Source organism: Microbacterium sp. zg.Y909, assembly GCF_024626565.1.
Window position 1 is genome coordinate 1 of the sequence record NZ_JANJFJ010000606.1, and the last position, 1,762, is coordinate 1,762.

Below are 1,762 nucleotides of genomic sequence, written 5' to 3' on the forward strand. Positions count from 1 at the left end.
ACCGGATCTACGGCGGCACGAACGAGATCATGCGCGACATCGTCAGCCGCAAGATCGCCGGCAAGCGCTGACGCGCACCTGACGCACCGGATGCCGCGGTCCCTCCGGGGGTCGCGGCATCCGTCGTTCGCGCCCGCGCCCGCGCCCGCGCCCGCCGCCGCATCCGCCCCTGCCGCCGCATCCGCCCGTTCTCCGCGCCCGCGCCCCCCGCCGCCGCGCCCGTGTCCGCTGAGAAACCACTTTCGGGGTGAGACACCACGCGACGCGCGATGTCTCAGCGCAGAAGTGGTTTCTCGGCGCGAGGATGCCGCGGGGAGGGATGCGGCGCGCGCGGGCCGGACGCCGGCCGCAGTGCGCCCGGGGTCAGCCGCGGGGCCACACGGCGACGAGCAGCGCAGCCGTGACGACCCAGGAGGCCGCGACGAACACGGTGTCGCGCACCCGCCAGGGCACGAGGTGGCGCTCGGTGCGGTCTGGGTAGGCGCCGAAGGCGCGGGAGTCCATCGCCAGCGCCACCCGCTCGGCGTGGCGGATCGCTCCGGCCAGCAGCGGCACGAGGTACCCGGCGCCCCGGGCGACCGCCGCGAACGGTCCGCGACCGCCGTACGAGCCGCGCACCCGGTGCGCCTGACGGATGACGTCGAGCTCGTACCGGAACCGCGGCACGAATCGGAAAGCCGCCAGCGCCGTGTACCCCACGCGGTACGGCACCCGCAGCTGCTGCACGAGGGCCCGCACGAGATCGGGGCCGGTGGTGGTCAGGCCCGCCATCAGCGCCAGCGCGACGATCGCCCCGAGCCGCAGCGCCGTGGCCATGCCGATCTGCAGGGCCCCGGAGTAGAGCGTCCACCCGCCCGCCTGCAGCACCGGTGCGGTGCCGTCGACGCGCGCGGCATCCACCCACACGCTCATCCCGAACCCCACCAGCAGCACGCCGAGCGGGACGGCGGCGAGCAGCACCGCCGCCAGGCGCCACGTCCACCGCGCGCCGACGATGACGACGAGGTAGGCCAGCGCGAGGAACACCAGCGGCGTCGTGAGATCGCGCGCGAAGACGAGCGCGGCCATCGCGGGCAGGGGAGCTGCGAACTTCGCCAGCGGATTGAGTCCGTAGAGGAACCGCCCCGCCGGCGCCGGCCGGGCCTCGGCGTAGGGATCGGCGACGGCGGTCACGCGCCGCCTCCGGGAAGGTCGGCCAGGCGCACGACGGACTGCAGGCGCGGATGCCGCGTCGCACCGCGCAGGGCTTCGCGCAGCGGCGGAAGGCGCAGCCCCGCCCGCGCAAGCAGCGCGTCGTCGGCGAAGACCCCGGCTGTCGCGGCGTCGGCCAGCACCCGGCCGTCGCCGAGCACCACCGTGCGGTCGGCGTACTCGGTGACCAGCTGCATGTCATGGGTCACGACGATGATCGTGGTGCCCTGGCGGTTGAGGTCGCGCAGCAGCGTCAGCAGCTCGTCGGCGCGGGCACGGTCCTGACCGAACGTGGGTTCGTCCAGCACCAGCACGGGCGCACCGGCGACGAGGGCCGTCCCCACCGACAGTCGCCGCTTCTGGCCACCCGACAGCAGGAACGGGTGCACGTCGGCCTTGTCCTCGAGTCCGAAGCGGTGCAGAAGCTCGTCGGTGCGCGCGCGCACCTGCGGCTCGGGCAGCTTCTGCAGCCGCAGCCCGTGGGCCAACTCGTCGAACACGGTGCCGGCGATGAACTGGTGCTCGGGATTCTGGAACACGAACCCGATGCGGCGGTGGAGCGTCCGCGCGT

The 1,762-nt window shown here is 74.4% G+C and carries 2 protein-coding genes; both read right to left on the reverse strand.

Features of this window, described 5'->3' with window-relative positions:
• Nucleotides 1–363: 363 nt before the first annotated feature.
• The gene (locus NQ160_RS23350; RefSeq protein ID WP_257517393.1) at nucleotides 364–1,173 is read right to left on the reverse strand and encodes an energy-coupling factor transporter transmembrane component T; all 810 of its coding nucleotides are present in this window, start codon (nucleotides 1,171–1,173) and stop codon (nucleotides 364–366) included.
• Nucleotides 1,170–1,762 (reverse strand): energy-coupling factor ABC transporter ATP-binding protein (locus NQ160_RS23355; protein ID WP_257517394.1); only part of this gene is annotated, 593 nt, incomplete at its 5' end. The genes NQ160_RS23350 and NQ160_RS23355, both read right to left, overlap by 4 nt.